We start from the raw sequence: 26,033 nt of genomic DNA, 5'->3' as shown, positions 1-26,033 counted from the left end.
CCGCCCCTCCATCGGGACCGTGGGCGATGCCTATGACAACGCCCTGGCCGAGACGATCAACGGGCTCTACAAGGCCGAATGCATCCGCACCACAGTCTTCCAGAGCGGCCCCTACAAGACCATCGCGGACGTCGAATACGCGACTGCCGGCTGGGTCGACTGGTACAACAACCGGCGCCTGCACGGGAGCCTGGGCCACGTCCCACCCATCGAGTACGAACACGTCCACTACGCTTCACTCACCGAGCAGTTTCAACCCGCATAGAAGCGGCACGAAACCTGGGGCGCTTCAGACCGTCGCCGTCGTCGGTGATGGAGCCGTCGGACTGCTCGGTGTGCTTGCTGCCCAGCAGCTCGGTGCGACGCGGATCATTGCGATGTCGCGGCACGCCGACCGGCAGGCACTCGCCAGAGAGTTCGGTGCCACCGACATTGTCGAAGAACGCGGCGACGCGGGTGTCGCCCGCATCAAGGAGCTCACCGGCGGGCTCGGCGCCCATTCCGTGATCGAGGCCGTCGGCACGCAGGAGTCGATGATGCAGGCCATCCGCTCCACCCGCCCCGGCGGTCACGTCGGCTATGTCGGGGTCTCTCACGATGTGCAGCTGCCCGGCGAGGAGATGTTCTTCTCCGGTGTGCACCTGCACGGCGGCCCTGCACCGGTTCGCCGGTTCCTGCCCGAACTGATCCAGCTCATATGGGACCGCAAAATCGACCCAGGCAAGGTCTTTGACCTCACCCTCCCATTGGAGGACGCCGCCGAGGGCTACCGGGCCATGGATGAGCGGCGGGCCATCAAGGTTCTCCTCCAGCCGTAGAGCATCCAGCAAACACACCGTGACGCTCTTGATCGACAGATTGGATAGACGCCATGATCACCTATGATTTCACCGGACAAACCGCATTTGTCACTGGGGCAGGCTCCGGGATGGGCGCCGATACAGCCCGCGCCTTCGCACAGGCCGGCGCCGCTGTGGCTCTCGTCGGCCAGGACCGCGACGCCCTCGACGCTTTAGCAGTCGAACTGACCGAGCAGGGACAGCAAGCTCTGGCGATCCGCGCCGATGTGGCCGATGAGGAGCAGGTTGCCGCGGCTGTACGTCAGACGGTCGATACTTTCGGGAGCCTCGACATGGCCTTCAACAACGCCGGAATCATGTTCGCCCCCATCGGTGCCGCCGACGAGTCTGCTGAGGCATTCGACAAGATCACGGCAGTCAACCTGCGTGGCGTGTGGGCATCGATGAAACACGAACTGGCGCAGATGCGCACCCAGGGCTCCGGTTCGATCGTGAACTGCTCCTCGCTCGGGGGCCTGGTCGGCGGCGCCGGACGAGCAAGCTACCACGCCTCCAAACACGGCGTCCTCGGCCTCACCAAGAGCGCCGCCCTCGAATACGCGCCCCTGGGCATCCGGGTCAACGCCATCTGCCCGGGCACGATAAGCACCCCCATGGTCGAACGAATGATCGCCGGCGGCGAACTTGACCTCACCGCAGCCCTCGCAGCAATCCCGATGGGGCGCCTGGGTCGCGGCGAGGAGATCGCCGCATCCGTGCTGTGGCTGTCCAGCTCGGCCGCCAGTTACGTCACCGCCGTCGCACTCCCCGTCGACGGCGCCTACACCGCCCAGTAATCCGAAACCGGCACAGTCAACGCGACGATCACATCCTGCCCGACTAGCGTCGCGCGATGGGGATGGCGAAGAAAGGAACAACAATGCGACGAAAGCTCCTTATCGCAGGATCACTAGCGGTCCTGGTCGCCATGACCGGATGCACGACCCCCAGCGGTGATGCCACGGTTTCAGCGTCGCCTGCTGCGCCACCACCCGTCGCATCCCCTCCTTCGATCGCTAAGCCCGAACCGACTGCTATCGCGGGAACCATCGTGCGTTTCACGTCCGACGACGCTCTCGTCGACGTCACCATCACCTCCGACAACCCCACCACGCGCGACTTCTTGTCGATGCTGCCGCTCACCCTGGCCTTGGAAGAGTTCGATGGACGGGAGAAGATCAGCTACCTGCCCAGGGAACTCGAGACTTCTGGATCGCCGGGTTCGGACGCAGCGAACGGGGACCTCATCTATTTCGTGCCCTGGGGCAACCTCGGCTTCTTCTACAACGCCCCCGGCGGATACTCCGACGACGTCATCCAGATCGGCACGTTCAGCGCCACCCGCGCGCAACTGACCGCTCTCGAGGGCGACGATGTGACCGTCGAAGCCATCGAGTAGCGAGCCGAGAAAGGATGCAGCAATGACGGATGTCGACGAACTTGCCCAGCGCTCGACGTCGAGTCCGCCATCGAGGATGTTGCCGTCATCCTGGGCCCCGGTATCAACATCAAGCGCTCGCCGCTGTGCGGTCGCAACTTCGAGTACATGTCGGAAGACCCGTGGCTGCGGACCGACGTGCTCCGCGGTGAGTGGGGCTTCGAGGGCCTCGTTGTCTCCGACCGGGGACTTTGCCCCGTATCCAAACGGGGCAAAGTTCGAACTTCTCACTTTACGTGGAGCTGAGGGGACTCGAACCCCTGACCCCCTGCATGCCATGCAGGTGCGCTACCAGCTGCGCCACAGCCCCAGAACCAGGTTTCGGCCCTGTCTTCGTTTCCGAAGCGTCGCAATCTTAGAACGAAGTCGGCTCAGGTCCCAATCGCGGTCGGTAGCTCGCGCCATACCGCGGAGTCAGAGGTACATCCCCGGCGCCGCCCGAGACGCCCGCTCCGCGAGGACCGTCGGCACGTCGCACGCGAGGATCGTCCTGATCTGCTCGAGCGAGGGCTCATCGAGCGCCACGATCCGCTCAGCCTGGATCGACACGGTCTCCTCGAAGACGTTCCGCACGAACCGCCCGTTGCCGAAGCCCGCCGGCCGCGGCGCCAGGAACAGCGCGCGCACCCGCTGCTCGACGCCGTCCCCCAGCACGAAGCCCTGCTCGCCGGTGATGAGGCGGAAGATCTTCATGAGCTCGACGTCGTCGTAGTCGGCGAAGGTGAGCGTCTTGGGGAAGCGCGAGGCGACCCCAGGGTTCGAGGTGAGGAAGCGGTGCATCTCGGTGGGGTATCCCGCCACGACGACCACGACCTCGTCGCGCCGGTCCTCCATGAGCTTGATGAGCGTCGCGATCGCCTCCGCCCCGAAGTCGCGGGAGGAGTCCGCGGGCATGAGCGCGTAGGCCTCGTCGATGAACAGCACCCCGCCAGAGGCCTTCTCGAAGACCTTGCGGACCTTCGGCGCCGTCTGGCCGATGTACTCCCCCACGAGGTCCATCCGGCTCACCTCGACGAGGTGCCCGCGAGTCAGCAGCCCGAGCTGGGCGTACGTACGGGCGAGCAGCCGGGCGACGGTCGTCTTGGCGGTCCCGGGATTCCCGGTGAAGACGAGGTGTCGGGATCGGCCGGAGTCGGGCATGCCCGCCTTCGCCCGCAGCTGGTCGGCCTTGGCCTCGGCCTCGAGCCGGCGGACCTGCTCCTTGATCGGCCCCAGGCCGATCAGCTGGGCGAGCTCGGCCTGCGGGTCGCCGATCTCCACGTCGTCGGTCGCGACGGCGGTGTCGTCGTCGTCTCCCTCGGCGCGCAGCCGCATCCCCGTGCCCGACGCCGTGCCGTCGCCTCCCGCGGCCACGCCGGGCCCGCCCGGTCCCCCTGAGCCCCCAGTGCCACCGGTCCCGGTGAAGCGGTCGGTGAGCGGGTTGCGGATCGTGCGGGCGGTGTAGGTGTCCTCCACGTCCTGTAGGAAGTTGATGGTGCTGGGCAGCCAGGACGCCTTCGGCGCACCCGGCAGGCCCGCGAGCGACGTCCCGGTCTGGCTCGCGATCTGGATCCACGCCCGGCAGGCGTCGATCTCCCCCGCCGCGAGCGCCCGTGCGATCCAGTCGCGGGTCACTCCCACCCACGCCTCGCGGTCGAAGGATGCGGTCCGCTGGGTGAGCTGGGCGTTGATCCGGCCCGCGCGCGCAGCCCCCAGCGTCGCGACCGCAGCGGCAGGCAGGGCCGATCGGCCGTCGGCGAGCGCGGTCGAGGTGATGATCTCCTCGACCGACTCCGATCGGTCGACCCGGGCGGCCAGGTGCTCGTGGACCGCCTCGAAACCGGCGAAGGACCAGGAGAAGGCGGTCGCCCAGCCACCGATCTCGGGCAGGAGCGCCCGCTCGTCGTCCGTGAGCAGTTCCGTGCGCCACAGCCGGGCGATCTCGGCGTAGCTGGCGAACAGGTGCGTCATCCGCAGCTCACGGTCGTCCAGGATCCGCTCGAAGAGGCCGCGGAGCGCCTGGCGACGCGGGGCGAAGGGGGCGACGTCGTCGAACAGCGCGAGGGCGTCCAGGGACAGGTCCAGGGCGTCCAGACGGGCTTCCGGGTCGCTGCCTGCGCGGTCGAGCAGGCGCAGCGGCCACTCGGGGTAGCTGCCCAGGTACCGGTAGACCGAGCTGGACCCCATGGTGATCGAGTCGGGCAGGGCGTCACCAAGGATCACGTTGGGGAAGGTCGGGGCCCCGGCGAGCAGGGCGCTCCACCCGCCCAGGCGTTCGCCCAGGGTGCAGATGTACAGCGCGACGTGCGAGGTGCCGACGGGCCAGTCCCCCATGGCCGCCGTCAGCCGCCCGCCACGCGGGTCCTCGGTGAGCGTGCGCACCCCAGCGTGCATCCGCTCCCACCACCCGGCCGGGATCTCCCACGGCGGCTGGTCCCCCACGACGTCCAGGTACGGGGACGTCGACATGAGGACGGCGAGATGGTCGGGCAGGACCAGGTGCTTCACGGACGTCTCCTCGGGATCGGGTCGGAACATTCTCCCACCGGCGGCCGTGAACTCGCCGAGCGGTCTCAGCACCCAGAGTGCGGAGTGCGGAACACTGTTGGCCGACTGTCACCTCACCCTCAAGACTCTCGCGCTCCCTACCGATTCCTGAGTCATGGGGGGCTGCGACCGATCCGTGCTCCCATAGCCGAGAAGGAAGCGTCAGATGAGCGATGAGGATGAGATTCCAGCAGACAAGAAGTCGATCCTCCCTGCGGTGCTAGGTGGCGTCCTTTCGCTGGGCGCTGTCGCCAAAGCTATCGGGTTTCTCGCAGCCAACGGTCTGGTCATGCTCTCGGTGGTCATCGGCACCATCCTCTCCATCCTCGCGGCGTCGATCTTGGTCCCGTCGTGGCGCGGCCGGCGTCGAACCCGGGCAATCAGCCTGTGGGCGCACGAGCACGGGTGGCGCGTTGATTCGGTGCACATGCCGACGTTGAGAAGCGCAACCGAGGTTCTGTTCGGGGTCGTTGATGGCATCTCGGTCACCTCGTGCACCACCACGTACAGCCCCGACTGGCACAGGGGGCTCGACACGACCCGGTTCAGACACGTCCTGATGAGCAGCCTGGACGCCAACTTCCCCGTCCTGACGATGGTTCCGACGGGAGGCGTGCGGCGCCCGCCCTCGGGTCCCGACGACGGTCCGGACCTGCGGTTCGAGTCGGCACTCTTCGATGCCGGCTGGCAGGTGCGATGCGTGGATGCACGGTTCGCCCACGACTTCTGCCACCCCCGCACCATGGAGCGGTTGATGCGGCCTGACGTGGCAGGCATGAGCCTCCTTGTTACAGGTGGGGATATCGCGGTGCATGCCCCGGGCGCCACGACTCTTGCCGCCATCGAGTCGCGCTCCGCGGTGCTCGCCGATCTCGTGCGTCTTGTCCCGCCCTACCTGGTTGCCGACCACCCGGTGCACTACCGGAGAATGCAGGGGGTGCGACCGGCGACGGCGGTGCTGCGCGGGGCCGCTCCCGGTGAAACCACGGGGTGGCCGACGGTCATCATGACCACCATCGTCCTGGGATCCGTCGCTTGGTTTGTGGTGTTCATGGCTCTCGCGGGTGAGGTGGCGTTCGCCCTGGGGACGGTCGGTGTCATTGCGGGCGTCAGCGCGGTCCCTATCCTCAGCAGCCGCTCCGTGCGGCGTCGGCGGAGGAATCTGCGGTAGGCACGATCAGAACGAGCATCACGCATGTCTCCACCCCCTCGAGTCCGAGCATCCCCCCCCCGCCGAGCTCGTGAACAAGCCACCGAACTCGTGAGCGAGAAGCGTTTCCGGCGGCAGAGAGACCGTCGCTCACGAGTTGGGCGAGGCCCTCACGAGTTCGGAGAGGTGTTCGGCGTCGCAAACGCAAACAAGGTCCGAACCCTTCCCCACGGGGAAGCGTTCGAACCTTGTGCGTTGTGTGGAGCTGAGGGGACTCGAACCCCTGACCCCCTGCATGCCATGCAGGTGCGCTACCAGCTGCGCCACAGCCCCAGAACCAGTTTCGGCTCTGTCTTCGTTTCCGAAGCGTCGTTATCTTAGAACGAAGTTGGCTCTAAATTCCAATCGGGTCCCGCGTTCCAGTGATCCAGCGGGAAACCGGCCCCCACGTTGTGGGCGACGAGCCGCCAGGCGGGCGCCGATCCCGCGTGCGAACGCTCCAGGTGGCTCCAGTGGACGTTGTTCAGCCCACTGATCCCCCGCCAGGTGTCCGGGTCGAGCCCGAGCAGTGCGGTGATGCCCAGCGTGATCGCGGCGCCGTGCGCGACGACGACGAGCGTGTCGGTCGAGGTCAGGTCCGCCCCGTGCTCGGTCACGGCCTCGGCGACGCGCACCGCGACGGCTGCCCTCGGCTCGACCTCGATACCGCTCGGGTCGGAACCGCTACGCCACTGCTCGAACTCCTGCGGCCACCCGGCGGCGATCTCGTCGCGGGTCAGGCCCTCCCAGATGCCGAAGCTCCGCTCGCGGACCCGGGGGTCGGCGACCACGGCCGCGCCTGCGGCGTCGGCGTAGTGCTCAGCCGTGACCCAGGCACGGACGAGATCGGAGGAGATGACCCGGGTGGGGGCGTGCAGGCGCGCGAGCGCCTCGGCGCCGTGCTGGGCCTGCCACAGGCCCACCTCGTCGAGAGGGATGTCCACCTGGCCCTGCAGCCGGCCGATCGCGTTGTACGCGGTCCGGCCGTGCCGCAGGAAGATGACAGAGCCGACACTCATACGGCGTCGTCCACGTCCGTCCCGGGCAGCGGGTATCCGTAGTCGTCCGGCTCGTACTCGGGCGCGGTGCCGTCGCCGCCACGGGCGTCCTCAGGCAGCTCGATGACCGGGCAGTCCTTCCACAGGCGCTCGAGGGCGTAGTACACGCGGTCCTCGGAGTGCTGCACGTGGACGACGATGTCGCCGAAGTCGATGAGGACCCAGCGGGACTCGCCCTTGCCCTCGCGACGAATCGGCTTGACGCCCTCCTTGTGCAGGGCCTCCTCGACGGCGTCGACGATCGCCGACACCTGGCGCTCGTTGTTCCCGGAAGCAATGAGGAAGACGTCCGTCAGGACGAGCTGCTCGCTGACGTCCAGGGCGATGATCTCGGCAGCCTTGCGGTCCGAGGCGGCGCGGGCCGCGATGATCGCCAGTTCGATGGCACGTTCAGTTGCAGGCACAGCTCTCCTTAGAGGTAAAAGTCTTGCGGGGTGCGCGGGGCGTCGATGACGATGCCGTAGCTCGCAGCAGAATCTGCTGGCGAGGCCACGCCGCGATTCTCCAGGCCGACCTTCCAGATGATCAGGCCCAGGACGAACGCTACCGCGACGAGGATCAGATAGTGCAACCAGGTGTACTTGTGATCTGGCTCATCATCGTCAAGATCGTCGTCCTCATCTTCGTCTCCGTCGGCTTCGAGACGTTCCGCCGCAGGTGGCGGCGTCGTGATCGAGTCCCACGCGGGCAGCGTCCCGACGAGGCCGGCGGACGAGCCTTGCAGGGCCGGCACGGGCTCGAAGCCCGGGGCGGTCACCCGCTGACGGAACATCGGGGCGTCGCCCTCGGTCGTGGTCGCGGCGCGTACCGGCTCCTGAGCCGGCCATACCGTGTCCGACGCCGGCGCGGGTTTCCAGGCGGGCGGCGCTCCGCCCAGGCGGGCTGCCTGCTCACGGACTGCTTGGTCTCGGACGGCCTGGTCTCGTGCTGCCTGCTCGCGTGCTGCCTGCTCGCGCAGCAACGGAGCTGCCTGCGCGGCGTCGGCGGCGTTCGCGGACAGGGCGTTCGTGACCCGCAGGCCGCCCGGTCCCTGGGGCGCGAACGTCTGACCGATCTGGTCGCGAATGACGGGCGGGTGGGCGGCCGGAGCCGGCCAGGTGTGTCCCGGAGCCGACTGCTGCGCCGGAGGGCGTTGCAGCGACGGGCGTTGCGGCTCCGCGAGGGCCGGGCGCAGGCCGGGCTGAGGTGTTGCGGGCTTGATGGCCACGGGCTGAGCAGGGGCGGGGCGCGCGGACATCGGCGGACGACTCGACCCGAGGTCGCGGATCGCGGAGAGCGCACCCGTCTCGTCGATCGTGCGGATGCCGCTCGTCTGAGTGGGCGGAACGATGACGACGCGATGCGACGATGTCTGCTCCCGCAACGAACGACGTGACGGCACCGGGGACTGCGGAGCCAGGCCCGGTGCCTGAACGGGTGCCTGACCTGAGCCAGCCTGGGTGCCCTCGGGCCGCCCGACCCGACTGACCGGCGGGCCTGCGGGGCTCACCGCGCGCTGCGGCAGCGCCGTCGCGGGTCGTGCGCCTTGGGCTGGCTGGGCTGGCTGGACGGGGGCGGAAATGTGCTCCCCCGCTCCGGGGCGCCGGGTCGGCAGCCCATCGGCCTGGGGGTAACCGTGGGGAGCCGTCCGGGTACGCATGGGCTGCTGGGCCGGGGCGATGCCCGGCTGCGTTGCGACACGCGCCGGCGCCTGCTGGTGGGTCGCCGGCTGAGCGGCTGCCGCAGCAACCGGAGACACAGGCGCGACCTGCCCGGCCGGGGCTGCGTTCTGACCGGACGCCTGCGCCGCGAGCTCGCGAAGCTGACGCCGGGTCAGGGGGGCACCGTCGTTCGGATTCGTCATGACGCGACCTTCACAGCTGACTCCCGATACAGTCCATACTTCGCGATGTATTGCACAACACCGTCCGGCACGAGATACCAGACGGGGTCACCGGCCTTAGCACGTGCCCGGCAGTCCGTGGAGGAGATCGCCAGCGCCGGGATCTCCAGCGCGCTGACGACCGACGGCGGGAGCGCGGCGACCGAGAGGGTGTGACCGGGTCGGCTCACCGCGACGAAGTGTGCCATCTCCCACAGCTCCTCGGCATCCTTCCAGCCTGCGATCTGCTCGATCGCGTCGGCCCCCGTGATGAAGAAGAGATCGACGTCCGGGCGTTCGCTGCGCAGGTCACGCAGCGTGTCGACGGTGTAGGTCAGGCCCGCGCGGTCGATGTCCACCCGGCTCGTGGTGAAACGCGGGTTCGACGCGGTCGCGATCACCGTCATGAGATAGCGGTGCTCGGCCGGGCTCACGTCCTGGTCCTGCTTGAACGAGGACTGCCCGGTCGGCACGAATACGACCTCGTCCAGCTCGAAGCGCGCAGCGACCTCGCTCGCGGCCACCAGGTGACCGTGGTGGATAGGGTCGAACGTGCCGCCCATCACACCCACCCGGCGTCGCTGCACTGTCATCGGCCCAGGATCCAGGAGGTCGACGGACGCAACCGTCAGTGACGGGTCCACACGCTGCGGAACGCGTAGGTGACCACGAGCAGGGCCGTGAGGACGACAAATGCCGTAATGCCAAAGGCGATCGGGGGCATCGGGAGGTGGTTCACGACCTCGGACTCTTCAGCGGCGGCCAGAACTGTTGTGAGCACGTCATCCTCCAGAAATCGCTCGTTGAACGAGCCTTCGTTGCGCCTCGCTGCTCACCGTCGGCGAGCAGATCTTGGCGCCCAGTCTCTCACGTTCTCTGTCGGCACATCGACCCTCGGACTTGATGATCGGGCGCGTCAGGAACGGATGTGACCGTCTCCGTTGACGACCCACTTGGTCGTCGTCAGCTCGGCCAGGCCCATCGGCCCGCGGGCGTGCAGCTTCTGGGTCGAGATCCCGATCTCCGCTCCGAGACCGAACTGGCCGCCGTCGGTGAACCGGGTCGAGGCGTTGACCATGATCGCAGCGGAGTCGAGCTCGGCCACGAAGCGCTCGGAGGACCTCAGGTCCGCCGTGACGATCGCCTCGGTGTGTCCCGACGTCCACGTCCGGATGTGCTCGATCGCCTCGTCCAGGCCGGGCACGATCCGGACGGCGAGGTCGAGGGAGAGGTACTCCTTGGCCCAGTCCTCGTCGGTCGCCGCGACGACCGTCACCAGGTCGGGTGAGAGGCCGTGAGTCGCCGCGAGCTCGGCCGTCGCCTCGTCCGCGTGCACGACGACGCCCGCCGCACCGAGCGCCGCGAGCACGCCCGGGAGCACGGTCGGTGCCGCGTCGGCGTGCACGAGCAGCGTCTCGGCGGCGTTGCACACGCCTACCCGGTGCGTCTTGGAGTTGAGCACGATGTTGATCGAGCTCTCCAGCCCCGCGGAGGCGTCGAGGTAGACGTGACAGTTGCCCACGCCCGTCTCGATGACCGGGACCGTGGACTCCCGCACGACCGTCTGGATGAGGTCCGCACCGCCGCGCGGCACGAGCACGTCGACGAGGCCGCGGGAGTGCATGAGCGCGACGGCGCCCGGGCGCCCGTAGGCGTCGATCGACTGCACGAGGTCGGCCGGCAGGCCGCAGCCGGCGAGCGCCTCGCCGAGGACCCGGACGATCACCTCGTTCGAGCTTGCCGCCGCGCTCCCCCCGCGCAGGATCACCGCGTTGCCGCTCTTGAGCGCGAGCCCGGCCGCGTCGACCGTCACGTTGGGGCGGGCTTCGTAGATCATCCCGACAACGCCCATCGGCACCCGGATCTGGCGCAGCCGCAGGCCGTTGGGCAGGGTGGACCCGCGCACCACCTCGCCGACCGGGTCGGGCAGAGAGGCGAGCTCACGCAGGGCGTCGGCGATCGCGACGATCCGTTCCGGGGTGAGCGCGAGGCGGTCGAGCAGTCCGGGTGAGGTGCCGTTCCCGCGTCCGCGCGCGGTATCGACGTCGTTCGCCGCGACGATCTCGCTCGTCGAGGCGACGAGTGCGTCAGCGAGGGCGTGCAGCGCGCCGTCCTTGGTCGCGCGGGTGGCCGTGGCCAGCACGCGCGAGGCGACCTTCGCCCGTCGGGCGATCGCAAGGACCGCCTCCGACACGTCGGTAACCGCGCCGCCCGTCTGAACTGCCACGCCAGCCTGATCCGCAACCTGAGTCATCCCTCCAGGCTAGCGCTTGCGGTGCTGCCGCACGAGCACGAGGTCGTCTCGGTGCACGACGGCGCGGTCGTACCCCGCCCCGTGGGAGTCCCGCAGCGCTCCGGTGGACTGGCCCATGATGCCGGGGATCTCGCTCGCGTCGTAGGAGGTCAGCCCGCGGGCGACGACCCGGCCCCGGCTGTCGACGAGCTCGACCGGGTCGGCCGACTCGAAGTCGCCCTCGACGCCGGTGATCCCGGCGGGCAGCAGCGAGGCCGTCCCGCCGAGGACCGCGCGCACCGCCCCGTCGTCGAGCACGAGGCGGCCACGAACCTTGGCCGCGTAGCCGAGCCACAGGCGATGCCGTGTGGTGCGGCGTCCGGTCGCCACGAACCAGGTACCGACGTCTTCTCCGGCCAGGGCGCGGGCGACGTTGGAGGTCTTGGTCAGCACGACCGGGACGCCCGACGCCGTCGCGATCGACACGGACTCCAGCTTGGTGAGCATCCCACCGGTACCCACCGCGCTGCCGCGCCCGGTGACCTCGATGCCCTCGATGTCGCCGGGTCCGTTCACCTGTGCGATCCGCCGGGACCCGGGACGTGAGGGCGGGCCGTCGTGCAGGCCGTCGACGTCGGTGAGCAGCACCATGGCGTCGGCGCGCACGAGGTGGGAGACGAGGGCTGCGAGCCGGTCGTTGTCGCCGAAGCGGATCTCGTCCGTGGCCACGGCGTCGTTCTCGTTGATCACGGGCACCACGCCGAGGTCGAGCAGACGCTCGAGGGAACGCTGGGCGTTGCGGTAGTGGCCACGCCGGACCGTGTCCTCGGCGGTGAGCAGGATCTGGCCGACGCGCAGCCCGTGCGAGGCAAATGCCTCGGTGTACCGGGCGACAAGCAGGCCCTGGCCCACCGACGCGGCCGCCTGCGCGGTCGCGAGGTCCCTGGGCCGGGCGGACAGGCCGAGGGGGCCGAGTGCGGCCGCGATCGCACCCGAGGTCACCAGGACAACCTGATGACCGTCGGCGCGACGCGCGGCGAGCACGTCGACGAGGGCCCGCAGCGCGGCGACGTCGAGCCGGCCGTCGGGGGCCGTCAGTGACGACGACCCCACCTTGACGACGATCCGGTGTGCGGTGCGCAGGTGGTTGCGGGACAGGGTCTGGGTGACCTGAGGTGAGCTCACCGGACCATTCTCCCGCCTTTTGACCTGTGCCCTACTTGCTGTCCACCTCGGGGTCGATCCAGACGCCCGCCTCGCGCTCGGTCCACAGCTCGGCGCGGGCCTCGGCCTTGGCGTCCATCCGGACTGTGTAGTCCCGGCGCTTCTCCTCGCGGGTGGGGCGCAGCGACTCCGAGATGCGCGCGTCGGTCCCACGGGGACCGCCGAGCAGCTCGGCGCCGGTGATGAGGGTGGGCTCCCAGTCGAAGATGACGGAGTTGTGCTCGGGGCCGATCCGGACCTCGTCGCCGGCCACCGCGCCGGCCTTGAAGAGCTCACGCTCGACGCCGAGGGTGCCGAGGCGGTCTGCCAGGTACCCGACGGCCTCGTCGATCGAGAAGTCGGTCTGGCGGACCCAGCGCTCAGGCTTCGTGCCGCGGATCTCGTAGAAGGGAACGCCGCCCGACTCCTTGCGCTGGACCGTGAAGCCCGCGTCGTCGACCGCCTTGGGGCGGATGATCGTGCGTGCGGCACCCGGCTTGGGCGCGAACTTGCGGGCCCGCTCGACGTATTCCGCCAGCTCGTACGTGAGCTTCTTGAGGCCCTCGTGGCTGGCCGCAGAGACCTCGAACACCTTGACGCCGCGTGCCTCGAGGTCGGGGCGGACCAGCTCGGCCAGCTCGCGGGCCTCGGGGACGTCGATCTTGTTGAGCACGATGAGCCGCGGACGCTCGGTCAGCGGGATCCGCAGGCCGTCGGAGTTGAAGTTGAGGTCAGGGGCATAGGCCGCGAGCTCTGCCTCGATGATCTCGAGGTCGCTCAGCGGGTCCCTGCCGGGCTCGAGGGTCGCGCAGTCGATCACGTGGACGAGAACCGCGCACCGCTCGATGTGGCGCAGGAACTCCAGGCCGAGGCCCTTGCCCTCGCTCGCGCCGGCGATCAGCCCAGGCACGTCGGCGACCGTGTAGCGCGAGCCACCGGCCTGGACGACCCCGAGGTTGGGGACGAGGGTCGTGAAGGGGTAGTCGGCGATCTTGGGGCGCGCGGCGGAGATCGCGGCGATGAGGCTGGACTTGCCGGCGCTCGGGTAGCCCACGAGCGCGACGTCGGCGATGGTCTTGAGCTCGAGGACGATGTCCGCCTCGAAGCCAGGCTCGCCGAGCAGCGCGAAGCCGGGAGCCTTGCGGCGCTTGGACGCGAGGGCGGCGTTGCCGAGGCCTCCGTGCCCACCCTCGGCCACGACGTACTCGGCGCCCAGGCCGACGAGGTCGGCGATGATGTTGCCCTCGGGGTCCTTGACGACCGTGCCGTCGGGAACTGCCAGGACAAGGTCTTCGCCGTTGTGACCCTCGCGGTGGTCACCGGCGCCCTGGGTGCCCGAGGACGCGTGCCGGTGCGGCAGGTGGTGGAAGTCGAGCAGGGTCGTGACCTGGCCGTCGACGCGCAGGATCACGCTGCCGCCACTACCACCGTTGCCGCCGTCGGGGCCGGCCAGCGGCTTGAACTTCTCTCGACGGATCGAGGCGCATCCGTTGCCACCATTCCCGCCAGAGGCGTGCAGGACTACGCGGTCTACGAACGAAGCCATCGATCTACCAATCATCTAGCGCTGTCAGCTGCGAACTCACCAAGGCTGGATCGTCGGCTCCTGCCAGCAGGAAACGCATGAATGAAAGAGAGGGGCGCACCGCACGGTGCGCCCCTCTCCCAAGAACTACGGTGTGTCTGAAGCTCAGACGCCAGCCTCGACGATGTCGATGACCTTGCGGCCACGACGCGTACCGAACTGGACAGCACCCGCGGTCAGCGCGAAGAGCGTGTCGTCTCCGCCACGGCCCACGTTGTTGCCCGGGTGGAAGTGCGTGCCGCGCTGGCGGACGATGATCTCACCCGCGCTGACGACCTGACCACCGAAGCGCTTGACACCGAGGCGCTGTGCGTTCGAGTCGCGACCGTTGCGCGAGGAGCTCGCACCCTTTTTGTGTGCCATGGCCGAACCTGCTTTCCTGCTGAGAAGTGTGTGGAAGAACCGTTCGAAGCAGGCACAGCCCGCCGCGACGAGGAATCACTTGATGCTGGTGACCTTCAGGCGGGTCAGCTGCTGACGGTGACCCATACGCTTGCGGTAACCGGTCTTGTTCTTGAACTTCAGGATGATGATCTTCGGGCCCTTTTCGTCCCGAACGATCTCGGCGGTGACCTTCACCTTGGCGAGCGCTGCCGCGTCGGTGGTCACCTTCTCCCCGTCAACCAGAAGCAGCGCGGGAAGTTCGATGGACTCGCCAGCGTCGCCGGACAGTCGGTCGACGACGACGACGTCGCCAACGGAAACCTTCTCCTGGCGGCCACCGGCCTTGACAATCGCGTACACCACGTGCTGCTCATCTCTCTTAGTCTCTGCGGCGTGCTCATCACCGAGTGAATCTCGGGAGCACACGGGGACCAGCACGCAACACTCACGCGCCGACGTTCAAGATTACGGAATCTTGCGCTCAGGGTCAAATGCCAACGAGGGCATCCTGCTTGCAGGGCCGATCACGCCTTCGGATTCCAGGTGAAACCCTACGACCGCGGACGAACCACTTGCGAACTGAGGACAGAGTGAAACCACAAGGGCTCCGGTGCTAATCATGCCCTACTCCGGGCCATCCGGCGACCACTTGCCTACCGGGAGAGTGTGACGTGCGTTCTCAGCCCGCCCACACAGCCCAGTCCTCGCGAAGCACCCCGTAAACGACCGAGTCGTAGACCTCGCCCTCCACGACCCGGGCCCTACGGAAGGTCGCCTCCCGGACGAAGGCGAGGCGTTCGCCCACCCGGCACATGGCCGTGTTGCCCGACCACGTCGCGAAGTCGAGCCGCCGCCACGCGGTCGCCTCGAACAGGAGAGTCGTCCACTGGGCGAGGGCAGAGGTCCCGGCACCACGCCCACGCAGCCGGGACCGTGCAGGACGATCCCCATCCGTGCCCAGTCGGTCTCCCGCGACTCCCAGTACCACGACACCGTCCCGCAGAAGGAGTTGTCCTCTCCGCTGGCCACGACGAGCTGGGCCGGGGGCAGGCCCTCCTCCCGCATCGGGATCCCTCCGCGCTCGGCGACCGTCTCCGCGAGACGGGCCACCGTGGCGTCGGCCTCCGCTTCCGTAGGCCGGGCGTAGTACGGACCCTCCCAGCGGTGCCAGTCGTGGTGGGGACGCAGCCACTCGCGATAGACCGGCAGGTCCGTCGCCGTCCAGGGACGCAGGACCACCGGCGGGGACGCCGCAGGGGCGGACGACATGGTCGTCCGCCCCTGCGGGTTCTTGGCATGCGGAACTACCAAAACGCTACCTACCCCTGCGCCTCAGGCGCTGCCACAGACTCGCCCTGGGCGGCTTCGTCTCCTGCGGGAAACGAAGCCTCCGCGGGCACCGCCGCCTCAGCAGCCTCCCGCTGGGACGCCTCGACCTCGGCGAAGACGTCGAGTACGTCACGGGACGGCGCAGTGCGCGACGGGGCCGTACGGGTGGCACGGCGGCTGGTCCGCGCCGGGCGCTTGGGGGCTACAGGCGCCTCAGCGGGCTCCTCGACGACGACCGGGACGGTCGCCTCCTCGGGTGCGACCGCGTCGCCGTCGGCCTGCTGCTCGCTCTCGGCTGGCGCCTCGACGACCACAGGCTGCTCGACTACCACAGGCTGCTCGACTACCGGCTGCTCGTCGTGACGAGCGGCGTCGTGGTCGTGGTCGTGAGCATGAGCAGCAGCGGCTGCGATGGTCGCGAGGGTGGCCTTGACCGCCTCACGAGCCTGCGGCAGCACCGGGACGGCGACCGAGGGAGCCTCGACCACAGAGGTGCCGCCACGCTTGCGACGCGACCGCGAGGCGGCGCTGTCGTCGCTCTCCGCCGGCGCGCCGTGCGCCGACATCTGCGCGTTCGACGGCTCGGAACCACCCTGGAAGTGCTTCTCGTTCGGCTCGTCGTGGACGATGAACCCGCGCCCGTTGCAGTGGTCACAGGTCTCGCTGAAGGCCTCGACGAGGCCCTGGCCCACGCGCTTGCGGGTCATCTGCACGAGCCCGAGCGAGGTGACCTCGGCGACCTGGTGCTTGGTCCGGTCCCGGCCCAGGCACTCGACCAGACGGCGCAGCACGAGGTCACGGTTGGACTCCAGGACCATGTCGATGAAGTCGATGACGATGATCCCGCCGATGTCTCGCAGCCGCAGCTGGCGGACGATCTCCTCGGCGGACTCGAGGTTGTTGCGGGTCACCGTCTCCTCGAGGGTCCCACCGGAGCCGGTGAACTTCCCGGTGTTGACGTCGACAACCGTCATGGCCTCGGTCCGGTCGATGACCAGCGAACCGCCCGAAGGCAGGTAGACCTTGCGGTCCAAGCCCTTGGCGAGCTGCTCGTCGATCCGCGCCTCGGCGAAGACATCCTTCTCGCTCACCCAGTGCGTCACGCGGTCGGCGAGGTCCGGGGCGAGCTCGTTGACGTACTGCGAGATCTCCGTCCAGGCGTCGTTCCCGGACACCGTGAGGGAGGAGAAGTCGTCGTTGAAGATGTCGCGGACGACGCGGATCGCGAGGTCCGGCTCACCCTGCAGGAGCGCGGGGGCCGAGGCGGTCTTCGCCTTCTTCTCGATCGCGTCCCACTGGGCCTGCAGTCGGGCGATGTCCGCCCGGAGCTCGGCCTCGCTCGCGCCCTCGGCCGCGGTCCGCACGATGACGCCCGCCGTCTCGGGAACGACCTCGCGGAGGATCTTCTTCAGGCGGGCACGCTCGTTGTCGGGCAGTTTGCGGGAGATCCCCGTCATGCCACCGCCGGGCACGTAGACGAGGTAGCGACCGGCGAGGGTCACCTGAGACGTCAGGCGGGCACCCTTCTGACCGATCGGGTCCTTGGTGACCTGCACGAGGACAGAGTCACCGGACTTGAGCGCCTTCTCGATTCGTCGCGGCTGGCCTTCGAGGCCGGCCGCGTCCCAGTTGACCTCACCGGCGTAGAGGACCGCGTTGCGCCCCTTGCCCACATCGATGAAGGCCGCCTCCATGCTCGGCAGCACGTTCTGCACGCGGCCGAGGTAGACGTTCCCGGCCATCGACGCCTGTGACTGCTGGGAGACGTAGTGCTCGACGAGCACCCCGTCCTCCAGGACGGCGATCTGCGTGCGACCGGCCCGCTCACGAACGATCATCGAGCGCTCGACGGCCTCGCGGCGGGCCAGGAACTCGGACTCGGTGATGATCGAGCGACGACGACCGGCGTCGCGTCCCTCACGGCGGCGCTGGCGCTTGGCCTCCAGACGGGTGGACCCCTTGAGCGCGGTCACCTCGTCCGAGGCGACGCGCGGCGCGCGGGTCCGGGTCGAGGACTGCTGAGTGGTCGACGGCGCAGCGGAATCGGCCTCTCCCCCGCGGGTCCCGCGGCGACGACGACGGCGACGGCGGCTCGAGCTGGCGTCGTCGGAGTCATCAGAGTCGTCGGAGTCATCAGAGTCTTCCGAGTCGTCCCCGGCGTCCTCTTCAGTGGCAGCGGCTGCGCGGCCACCTGAACCGTTGCCACCTGCGCCGCGGGCGCGGCGACGGTTCCTGGACGGTGCGGCGTCGTCTGCGGGCTCGTCCGCGGTCTCCGCGGCAGAGTCGTTGGAGTCCGCAGAGTCATCGGAGTGCTCGGAGTCGTCCGCGTCGTAGTACTCGTCACGCTGGTTGTCCGAGCCGCCGCGGTTGCGACGCCCTCGTCCACCACGGCGACGGCGACGGCGCGGGGCGCCGTTCCCGTCGGAGTCGAGGTCGTTGTCCTCGTCGGACTCCTCCTCGGCGGTGTCCTCGTCGACGAAGTTGTCGACAGCGGCGTCCTCGTCGACGATCGCGTCGGCCGCCGGCGCGGCGTCGGTCGCGAGCGCCTCGGCGGCGTCCTCGTCGAGCTGGTCTTCATCCTCGGCACCGTCGGCCAGGTCGAAGACGGCCTTCGGCGGTCCAGCAGGCGAGACGGCGCGGCGACGACGCGGGGCCGCTGCCTCGGGGTCCGGCGCCTGGAAGAGGAGAGCAGTCGTCCGGCGGACGGGTGCCACCGGGGCGACCTCGGCGACGGGCTCCGCCGCGACGGCCTCGCTGGCAGCGGGCGCCGTGGTCACGCTGGTCGTCGTGTCCTCGGTCGAACGCGTCCGGCTGCCGCGGGCACTGCGACTACGGGTCTTGCGGGGCTCCTCGGCGGCCGGATCGGGGTCGGCCGGGGCGACCACGTCGAGCTCCGGCTGAACGGGCTCGGCCACTGCCGGCTGAGCCGCGCGGGAGGCGCGGGTCCGTCCGGTGGCACGGGTGCGAGGAGCGGGCGCCGTCTCCGGCTCAGGAGTGGTGTCGACCGGGGTCGCAGCGGTGACCTCGAGAGCGACCTCGGGGGCACGGTCGACGGCGACGTCGACCACGTCGGCCTGCGTGGGCGCGGCCGGCGGGCCAGCGGGCTTGGAGGCGCTACGGCTGCGGCGGCTCTTGGCGGCGGGGCGGGTTCCGTCCTCACCAGCCGAAGTCAGCGCCTCGATCGAGGCGACGACATCGAGCGTGGCAACCTCGGCCTCGTGTGCGATGGCGACCTGCTCGGCGGCGCTGCGTGAGCGCGAGCGGCGAGCCACCCGGGGCGCCGGGGCGGTCTCGGCCGCAGGCTCGCTGGCCTCGACGGGAGCCGGTGCGGCGGCCGGCTCGGTGACGGCGGCGTCGGACACCGCGGCAGCGTCGGACACGGCGGTGCGGACGGTGCCGGTGGACGTGGCCCGACGACGGCGCGGCGCCGCCTTGGGGGCTGGCTCCGCGACCGCGACGGCGTCGGACACGGTGGCGGCCGGCGTCGAGCCGGCGAACTCGGAGAGCACGTCGAGCATCGGCGCGTCCGTCAGGGAGACCGGGGCGGTCGACACGGTCGAGGCGCTCCGGGCCCGTCGCGCGCCGGTCTTCTTCGCGGGCGTGGCCGCTGCAGGGGCCGCCGCGGCGGCGTCGGGCTGGGTGGTGTCTGGCTGGGTGGTGTCTGGCTGGGCTACATCTGACTGCGCAGCGTCCGTCTGAGCGGGGGCCGCCTGGCGGGTCACGCGGCGTCGCGGGGCCTTCTTTGCAGGAACTGCGGGAGCCGCAGAGGATTCGGTTGAGGATTCAGGGGTGTTCGAGCTGTCGAGCGTCACGGGGTGTGCTCCATGTGCCCTCAGAGGGCTCCGCCCCACACGTGCGGCGCCCCAAGGGCGGTTCAGTCGTCGTCGGCGCCTGATGCGCCGCGACGGAAGTCGTCGGTTTCGGCTCGAGGCAACGGCGAGCGACGGTGTGCGCCAGGCGGTCGGGCCATTCTCCCGACTGCGGCGCGCCACAATCCGCGATTCGCGAATGCAACGAGCAGAATCTCAGCATCGAAGGCATGTGGGGTCCTTGAGCCTTGTCCAGTATCGCACAGAGGCCCTTGGCGAGGGCTGCGCCCGTTCCGCCAGGGCGTGTCGAAGTCAGACTGTGAAGATAGTGTCGAGACAACGCAGCTCCGAACACCGGCCGCGGAGACCTAGGTCACACGGCATCCAGCCTGCGATCCGGGCCAGCGGGACGTAGGTCCTACCGTGAGAAATCTTCGCGTCATAGCGTCAGATCCAGCAATTCTCGATCACTTCGCCGCAGCCTCCCCCCATCTTCCACACACGAGCACTCAGGAGCACCGTGGACGTCCTGGACATAGCACGGTGGCAGTTCGCCATCACGACCGTCTATCACTTCTTCTACGTACCGCTGACGATCGGGCTCGCCCCCATGGTCGCCATCATGCAGACCGCCTGGGTACGGACGGGCAACGAGCGTTGGCTCAAGCTGACGAAGTTCTTCGGCAAGCTGCTCCTCATCAACTTCGCGATCGGTGTCGTCACCGGCATCGTCCAGGAGTTCCAGTTCGGCATGAACTGGAGCGACTACTCGCGCTTCGTCGGTGACGTCTTCGGGGCACCGCTCGCCATGGAGGCCCTCGCCGCGTTCTTCATCGAGTCGACCTTCCTGGGTCTGTGGATCTTCGGCTGGGACAAGCTCAACAAGAAGATCCACCTCGCGTGCATCTGGGCCGTCGCGCTCGCCTCGAACCTGTCCGCGTTCTTCATCCTCGCGGCCAACTCCTGGATGCAGCACCCGGTCGGGGCGGTCTACAACCCCGAGACCGGGCGCGCGGAGATGACCGACATCGGCGCCGTGCTCTCCAACTCCACGCTCATGGCGGCGTTCCCGCACACCCTCACGGCCGCGTGGCTGACCGCGGGCACCTTCGTCGCGGGCATCGCCGCGTGGTGGATGGTCCGCGAGATCCGCAAGGGCCGCAAGGACGTGGCTCGCGACGTCTACCGCCCCGCGGTGATCTTCGGCCTCATCGTCATGATCGTCTCCGGGATCGGCATCGCTGTCTCCGGTGACTTCCAGGCCAAGCTCATGTTCCAGCAGCAGCCCATGAAGATGGCCGCCGCCGAGGGCCTGTGCCAGACGGAGACAGGTGCGTCCTTCTCGATCCTGACGATCGGCGACCTCTCCAACGACTGCGACGGCGTCACCCGGATCATCGAGATCCCCAAGCTCACGAGCTTCCTCGCCGACGGCACCTTCGACTCCGTCGTCAAGGGCATTCCCGAGCTCCAGGAGCAGATGACCGAGCGGTACGGCGACGTGGACGCGGCCGGCAACCCGGTCGACTACTCCCCCAACCTCGCCCTGACGTACTGGAGCTTCCGGCTCATGATCGGCCTCGGCGTCGGCTCTGCGGCCCTCGCGGTCTTCGCGCTGTGGCTCACCCGCAAGGGGCGGATCAGCGGCAACAAGTGGCTCGCGATCGGCGGCCTGGTCGCGATCCCGACGCCGTTCCTGGCCTCGTCCTTCGGCTGGATCTTCACCGAGACCGGGCGCCAGCCGTGGGTCGTGGCTCCGAACCCGAGCGGGATCGACGAGATCCGGATGCTCACCGAGCGTGGGGTCTCCACGGCCCAGGGGCCGGGGGTGATCCTCGCCTCGATGCTCATCTTCACGCTCGTCTACACCGTGCTGACCATCGTGTGGGCCCGCCTCATCTGGCGGTACATGGTCGAGGGTGCACCCGAGACGGTCCACGACGACTCCCCCGAGGCCCGCGACGACTCCGACGACGACGTGGACCGCCCGTTGTCCTTCGCCTACTGACCTGCCACCGAACGCGCGAGAAAGGCAACAGAGATGGATCTGCAGATCCTGTGGTTCGTACTGATCGCCGTCCTGTGGACGGGTTACCTGGTCCTGGAGGGCTTCGACTTCGGCGTCGGCATGCTGCTCCCGGTCCTGGGACGCACCGACAAAGACCGCCGCCTGATGATCAACACCATCGGCCCGCTCTGGGACGGCAACGAGGTGTGGCTGCTCACCGCGGGCGGGGCCACGTTCGCGGCCTTCCCGGAGTGGTACGCGACGATGTTCTCGGGCTTCTACGTCCCGCTGTTCATCATCCTCATCTCCCTGATCCTGCGCGGCATCTCCTTCGAGTACCGCTCCAAGATCAACGACCCGACGTGGCAGCGCCGCTGTGACCAGGGCATCATCATCGGCTCCTGGTTGCCCTCGATCCTGTGGGGCGTGGCCTTCGCGAACCTCGTGCGCGGCGTCGAGCTGGACGCCAGCCACGAGTACATCGGCGGCTTCTGGGCACTGCTGAACCCCTTCGCACTGCTCGGCGGCGTCGTCACGCTGCTGCTCTTCCTGCTGCACGGGTCGGTGTTCCTCGCGCTCAAGACGGACGGCGACATGCGGGTCCGGGCGAACCGGCTCGCCGGCTACTTCTCCGTCGCGAGCGTCGTGGCCGCGGGCGCCTGGGCCGTGTGGGCCCAGCTCGCCTACTCCGTCACCTGGACCTGGGCCGCCGTGGCTGTGGCTGCCCTCGCCCTCGTGGGCGTTGTCATCACGAACGCCAAGGGCCGTGAAGGCTGGGCCTTCGTCCTGTCGGGCGTGGCGATCATCGCGGCCGTCGTGCTGATCTTCGGGTCGATGTACCCCGACGTCATGCCCGCCTTCGACCCGGCGAACTCGCTGAACATCCGCAACGCGTCCTCGACGCAGTACACGCTCACGGTCATGTCCTGGGTCGCCCTCTTCCTGGTCCCGCTCGTGCTCGTCTACCAGGGCTGGACGTTCTGGGTCTTCCGCAAGCGCCTGGCCACCCACCACATCCCGGAGCCGATCGGCCTGGCGTCGCTCACCCCGCCTCGCGAGACCGTAGGCAAGCCGTCAGCGTGAAACCTCTCGACCCGAAGCTGCTGCGGTATGCGGCCCCCGCCCGCGGATACGTGCTGCTCACCACGGCCTTCGGCATCATCACAGCCGCCCTGGTGATCGCGCAGGCGCTGCTCATCGCGGCGGCGCTCGCACCGGTCATCTCCGACGGCGCCACCCTCCGCGACGTCGCGGGCCGCCTCGGGTGGCTCGCGGCGGTCGTCGCGGCGCGAGCCGTGGTCAACGGCCTCCAGGAGCGGTTCGCGCACCGCGCGGCCACCCGGGTGGTCGCCGACCTGCGGGAGAAGGTCGTCCTCCGGGCCGCCGAGCTGGGTCCCCGGTGGTTGTCCTCCGGACGCGGGACCGACGTCGTGACGCTCGCGACCAGGGGCCTGGACGACCTCGAGCCCTACCTCGTCCGCTATCTCCCGCAGCTGCTGCTCGCGGTCACCGTGACCCCGGCCGCCCTCGTCGTGGTCCTCGGCCTGGACTGGATCTCCGCCCTCATCATCACGGTGACGATCCCGCTGGTCCCACTGTTCATGATCCTGGTCGGCCAGCTCACCCAGAGCTACTCCCAGCATCGGCTGCTCGTCATGGCGCGCCTCGGCGCGCAGGTCCTCGACCTGCTCGCCGGGCTGGCGACCCTACGGGCCTTCGGCCGGGAGAAGGGACCCGTCGCCCGGGTCCGCGAGCTCGGCGAGGCCTACACCCGCTCGACCATGAGCACCCTGCGGGTCGCCTTCCTCTCCGGCATGGTCCTCGAGCTGCTCACCACCTTGTCCGTGGCGCTCGTCGCGGTCGGCATCGGGCTGCGCCTCGTGCACGGTGACATCGGTCTCGAGACCGGCCTCGCCGTCCTTGTGCTCGCCCCCGAGGTATACCTGCCGATCCGCCAGATCGGCGTGCAGTTCCACGCCTCGACCGATGGGATCACGGCCGCCCAGCGTGCCTTCGACGTGCTCGACGAGGCGCTGCCGATGTCCGGGACCATCCCGGCCCCGGACCTCGCCCGCACCCCGATCACCTTCGACGGCCTGAGCGTCGTCGCGCCCGGTCGCCTCGCGGTGGCCCCCTCGAACCTGTCCGCGACCATCCACCCCGGCCGTGTTGTCGCGCTCGTGGGTCCGTCCGGCTCAGGCAAGTCGACCGCGGTCCTCGCCCTGCTCGGCCTCCTCACCCCGGATGAGGGCCGGGTCCGCGCCGGCGACCTGGACCTCGCCACGATCGACCGCTCGACGTGGTGGTCCCAGATCGCCTGGCTCCCCCAGCGCAGCGCGCTGCCCCCCGGCACCGTCCGCGAGGCGCTCGCCGCCGATCCTCTGGCCCCCCCGAGCGAGGAGGTTCTCGCCCGGGCCATGCGTCTGACCGGCCTGGACGACGTCGTCGCGCACCTCCCCCGCGGCCTGGACACCGCACTCGGCCAGGGCGGGCTGGGCCTGAGCGTCGGCCAGCGTCAGCGAGTTGCCCTCACCGCCGCCCTGCTCGGTGACCAACCGCTCGTCGTGCTCGACGAGCCGACCGCGCACCTGGACGCCCTCGCCGAGGACCAGGTCTTGGCGACCATCAATGAGCTCCGTGTCGCGGGCCGCACGGTCCTCGTCGTCGCGCACCGCCCGGCGCTCGTGGCCCTCGCCGACGACGTCATCGAGGTGCGCTCGGCGAGCACCGAGAGCATGGTCACGTCATGAGTCGCTGGACGCGATGGAGGCAGGACCCGCTGCGGCGCGCCGTCGCCCTGCTCGACATCGACCGCAGACACGCCGCCGGGGCGGTCGGGCTCGGCGTGCTCGCCCTCGGCAGCGCGATCGCGCTCGCCGCGGTCTCCGCCTGGCTCATCGCCCGCGCCTCGCAGATGCCGCCCGTGCTGACCCTGTCGGTCGCCACGGTCGCCGTGCGCGCCTTCGGGATCTCCCGCGGAGTCTTCCGCTACCTCGAACGCCTGGCCTCCCACGCCGTCGCTCTGCGCGGCATGGCCAGCCTGCGCACCCGGATCTACGCCGATCTCGCCGCGGGCCGGATCGAGTCGGTGGCCGCGCTGCGTCGCGGCGATCTGCTCGCCCGGGTGGGCGCCGACGTCGACACGGTCGGCGACGTCGTCGTCCGGGGGCTGCTGCCGGCCGCGGTCGCGACCGTGCTCGGCGCGGGGTCCGTCGCCCTCATCTGCGCAGTGCACGCCGGCACGGGGATCGCCCTCGCGCTGTGCCTGGTCCTGGCGGGCATCGTCGGCCCGTGGCTCGCGGCTCGCGGGGCGTCCACAACCGAGAAGCGCTCGGCGCAGGCCCGCTCCGATCTGGCCGCGATCTCCCTGGACATCATCGACAACGCCGCCGCACTGACGGTCTCGGGCATGCTCGAGACCCGCCGGAAGGCGCTGCGCGAGGCCGACGCGCGGCTCGCCGCGGCGACCGACTCCGGCGCACGGACCTCCGGGCTGGCCTCGGCCGTCGCCGTCCTGGCCACCGGGCTCGCCGTGCTCACGGCGCTGGTCCTGGCCATCCCCTCGGTCACGAACGGGTCGCTCTCCCCCGTCTCCCTCGCGGTCGTGGTCCTCACCCCGCTCGCGGTCTTCGAGATCACCCAGGTGCTGCCGGCCGCGGCCATCCAGGTGCACCGCTCCCGCGAGGCAGCCACACGGATCATGGCGCTGCTCGACGCGGCGGCCGCGGGCGAGCCGGCGGCGCCGGACGACACCGTCGCACCTCCCGCGGCCACCTCCCTCGTCGCCTCCGGCCTGGTCTGCGGCTGGCCCGGCCAGCCGCCGACCCTGAGCGGACTCGACCTGACACTCACCCCAGGCCGGTCGGTCGCCCTCGTCGGCCCGAGCGGCACCGGCAAGACGACGGCGTTGCTCACCCTCGCGGGCCTCATCCCCTCCCGCGGCGGCAGCCTGCTCCTCGACGGCCGTCCCACCGCCCGTATCTCCCACGACCAGGCAGCGGGCTCGGTCGTGTTCACGGCCGAGGATGCGCACGTCTTCAACACGTCCATCCTGGAAAACCTGCGTGTGGCCCGGGGCAGCGTCACCGAGGCGGAAGCCGTCGGGGTGCTGCATCGGGCGGGCCTGGGCGGGTGGCTCGCCCAACTGCCCGAGGGTGTGCACACCCGCCTGGGAGCCGACGCCTCCTCGATCTCCGGCGGCGAACGACGACGCCTCCTGCTCGCCCGGGCGCTGTGCTCCCCCGCGCCGATCCTGCTCGTCGACGAGCCCGCCGAGCACCTCGACCCCGTCACCGCCGACGCGCTGCTCACGGATCTGCTCACGCTGGGCAAGAGTTCGCTCGAGGCGACTACCCAGTCCCAGCGCGCCGTCGTCGTCGCGACCCACCGGCTCAGCGCCCTCGCTGCTGCGGACGAGGTGATAGTCATCGACTCCGGCGTGGTCCGCGCACGGGGCACCCACGCCGAGCTCCTCGCCGCGGACCCGGCCTACCGCCAAGCGGTCGCTGGGGAGGACCAGCTCGTCTGAGCGATGATGGAGCCGTGCAAGAGCGCAACATCGTGCAAGACAG

The 26,033-nt window shown here is 69.6% G+C and carries 21 protein-coding genes, 2 tRNA genes and 1 pseudogene; 9 read left to right on the top strand and 15 right to left on the bottom strand.

All coding sequences use genetic code 11. The features are described 5' to 3' along the window. The 4 genes and pseudogenes from BLQ50_RS16800 to BLQ50_RS16785 form a co-directional block, all read left to right on the top strand. The coding region (locus tag BLQ50_RS16800; RefSeq protein WP_139185863.1) for an integrase core domain-containing protein at positions 1-265 on the top strand (265 nt) is incomplete at its 5' end. Between the two features lie 16 nt (positions 266-281). Beyond that, positions 282-818 (top strand): annotated as a pseudogene (locus tag BLQ50_RS16795) (zinc-binding dehydrogenase); the annotation flags it as partial. A gap of 53 nt (positions 819-871) precedes the next feature. Next, a complete protein-coding gene (locus tag BLQ50_RS16790) occupies positions 872-1,636 on the top strand; it encodes an SDR family NAD(P)-dependent oxidoreductase (RefSeq protein WP_093186218.1) in 765 nt (254 codons plus the stop codon). Between the two features lie 254 nt (positions 1,637-1,890). Next, complete coding sequence (locus BLQ50_RS16785) at positions 1,891-2,238, top strand: cyclophilin-like fold protein (RefSeq protein ID WP_245701331.1); 348 nt, start codon at positions 1,891-1,893, stop codon at positions 2,236-2,238. A gap of 276 nt (positions 2,239-2,514) precedes the next feature. Here the strand turns inward: BLQ50_RS16785 and BLQ50_RS16775 are convergent. Beyond that, positions 2,515-2,587 (bottom strand) — tRNA-Ala (locus tag BLQ50_RS16775). Between the two features lie 104 nt (positions 2,588-2,691). Next, the gene (locus BLQ50_RS16770) at positions 2,692-4,764 is read right to left on the bottom strand and encodes an AAA family ATPase (protein WP_093186212.1); all 2,073 of its coding nucleotides are present in this window, start codon (positions 4,762-4,764) and stop codon (positions 2,692-2,694) included. 205 nt (positions 4,765-4,969) lie between these two features. Here BLQ50_RS16770 and BLQ50_RS16765 point away from each other — a divergent pair, with 205 nt between their 5' ends. After that, positions 4,970-5,974, top strand: coding sequence for a hypothetical protein (locus BLQ50_RS16765; protein ID WP_093186210.1), 1,005 nt, complete (start codon positions 4,970-4,972; stop codon positions 5,972-5,974). Between the two features lie 239 nt (positions 5,975-6,213). Here the strand turns inward: BLQ50_RS16765 and BLQ50_RS16760 are convergent. From BLQ50_RS16760 to BLQ50_RS16705, 13 genes are all read right to left on the bottom strand, one after another. After that, positions 6,214-6,286, bottom strand: a tRNA-Ala gene (locus tag BLQ50_RS16760). 44 nt (positions 6,287-6,330) lie between these two features. After that, on the bottom strand, positions 6,331-7,011 hold the full coding sequence (locus tag BLQ50_RS16755) for a histidine phosphatase family protein (RefSeq protein ID WP_093186207.1): 681 nt from the start codon (positions 7,009-7,011) through the stop codon (positions 6,331-6,333). Next, on the bottom strand, positions 7,008-7,454 hold the full coding sequence (gene rsfS / locus BLQ50_RS16750; protein ID WP_093186205.1) for a ribosome silencing factor: 447 nt from the start codon (positions 7,452-7,454) through the stop codon (positions 7,008-7,010). Before rsfS ends, BLQ50_RS16755 begins: the two co-directional genes overlap by 4 nt. An 8-nt stretch (positions 7,455-7,462) precedes the next feature. Further along, the gene (locus BLQ50_RS16745; RefSeq protein ID WP_139185862.1) at positions 7,463-8,893 is read right to left on the bottom strand and encodes a hypothetical protein; all 1,431 of its coding nucleotides are present in this window, start codon (positions 8,891-8,893) and stop codon (positions 7,463-7,465) included. Further along, on the bottom strand, positions 8,890-9,504 hold the full coding sequence (gene nadD, locus BLQ50_RS16740) for a nicotinate-nucleotide adenylyltransferase (protein WP_093186199.1): 615 nt from the start codon (positions 9,502-9,504) through the stop codon (positions 8,890-8,892). The genes BLQ50_RS16745 and nadD overlap by 4 nt, the downstream gene beginning before the upstream one ends. A 35-nt stretch (positions 9,505-9,539) precedes the next feature. Next, positions 9,540-9,692: a hypothetical protein gene (locus BLQ50_RS18720; protein ID WP_175559176.1), complete on the bottom strand. Its 153-nt coding sequence runs from the start codon at positions 9,690-9,692 to the stop codon at positions 9,540-9,542. Positions 9,693-9,827: 135 nt separating this feature from the next. Further along, entirely contained in the window at positions 9,828-11,165 is a 1,338-nt protein-coding gene (locus BLQ50_RS16735) for a glutamate-5-semialdehyde dehydrogenase (RefSeq protein ID WP_093186196.1), read from the bottom strand. 9 nt (positions 11,166-11,174) lie between these two features. Continuing rightward, the gene (gene proB / locus BLQ50_RS16730; protein WP_093186193.1) at positions 11,175-12,329 is read right to left on the bottom strand and encodes a glutamate 5-kinase; all 1,155 of its coding nucleotides are present in this window, start codon (positions 12,327-12,329) and stop codon (positions 11,175-11,177) included. Between the two features lie 31 nt (positions 12,330-12,360). Next, a complete protein-coding gene (gene obgE, locus BLQ50_RS16725; RefSeq protein WP_093186190.1) occupies positions 12,361-13,893 on the bottom strand; it encodes a GTPase ObgE in 1,533 nt (510 codons plus the stop codon). Positions 13,894-14,037: 144 nt separating this feature from the next. After that, positions 14,038-14,295 (bottom strand): 50S ribosomal protein L27, encoded by a 258-nt coding sequence (gene rpmA, locus BLQ50_RS16720; protein WP_056131185.1) that lies wholly within the window; start codon positions 14,293-14,295, stop codon positions 14,038-14,040. A 75-nt stretch (positions 14,296-14,370) separates the two neighbouring features. Next, the gene (rplU, locus tag BLQ50_RS16715) at positions 14,371-14,679 is read right to left on the bottom strand and encodes a 50S ribosomal protein L21 (RefSeq protein WP_093186187.1); all 309 of its coding nucleotides are present in this window, start codon (positions 14,677-14,679) and stop codon (positions 14,371-14,373) included. 316 nt (positions 14,680-14,995) lie between these two features. Continuing rightward, positions 14,996-15,304, bottom strand: coding sequence for a GNAT family N-acetyltransferase (locus tag BLQ50_RS16710; RefSeq protein ID WP_093186184.1), 309 nt, complete (start codon positions 15,302-15,304; stop codon positions 14,996-14,998). A gap of 331 nt (positions 15,305-15,635) precedes the next feature. Continuing rightward, positions 15,636-19,367, bottom strand: a complete 3,732-nt coding sequence (locus BLQ50_RS16705) for an Rne/Rng family ribonuclease (protein ID WP_245701330.1) — start codon at positions 19,365-19,367, stop codon at positions 15,636-15,638. Between the two features lie 607 nt (positions 19,368-19,974). Here BLQ50_RS16705 and BLQ50_RS16700 point away from each other — a divergent pair. The 4 genes from BLQ50_RS16700 to cydC are packed head-to-tail and all read left to right on the top strand — an operon-like array spanning position 19,975 to position 25,990. Beyond that, the gene (locus BLQ50_RS16700) at positions 19,975-21,462 is read left to right on the top strand and encodes a cytochrome ubiquinol oxidase subunit I (RefSeq protein ID WP_093186178.1); all 1,488 of its coding nucleotides are present in this window, start codon (positions 19,975-19,977) and stop codon (positions 21,460-21,462) included. 33 nt (positions 21,463-21,495) lie between these two features. Next, positions 21,496-22,545 (top strand): cytochrome d ubiquinol oxidase subunit II, encoded by a 1,050-nt coding sequence (gene cydB, locus BLQ50_RS16695; RefSeq protein ID WP_093186175.1) that lies wholly within the window; start codon positions 21,496-21,498, stop codon positions 22,543-22,545. After that, positions 22,542-24,212, top strand: a complete 1,671-nt coding sequence (gene cydD / locus BLQ50_RS16690) for a thiol reductant ABC exporter subunit CydD (RefSeq protein ID WP_093186172.1) — start codon at positions 22,542-22,544, stop codon at positions 24,210-24,212. The genes cydB and cydD overlap by 4 nt, the downstream gene beginning before the upstream one ends. Continuing rightward, on the top strand, positions 24,209-25,990 hold the full coding sequence (gene cydC, locus BLQ50_RS16685; RefSeq protein WP_093186169.1) for a thiol reductant ABC exporter subunit CydC: 1,782 nt from the start codon (positions 24,209-24,211) through the stop codon (positions 25,988-25,990). The genes cydD and cydC overlap by 4 nt, the downstream gene beginning before the upstream one ends. The last annotated feature ends 43 nt before the right edge of the window (positions 25,991-26,033 follow it).

It is taken from the genome of Sanguibacter gelidistatuariae (assembly GCF_900096585.1).
In the GTDB taxonomy this organism is placed as follows: Bacteria; Actinomycetota; Actinomycetes; order Actinomycetales; family Cellulomonadaceae; genus Sanguibacter; species Sanguibacter gelidistatuariae.
This window is presented reverse-complemented; position numbering and strand designations above follow the sequence as displayed.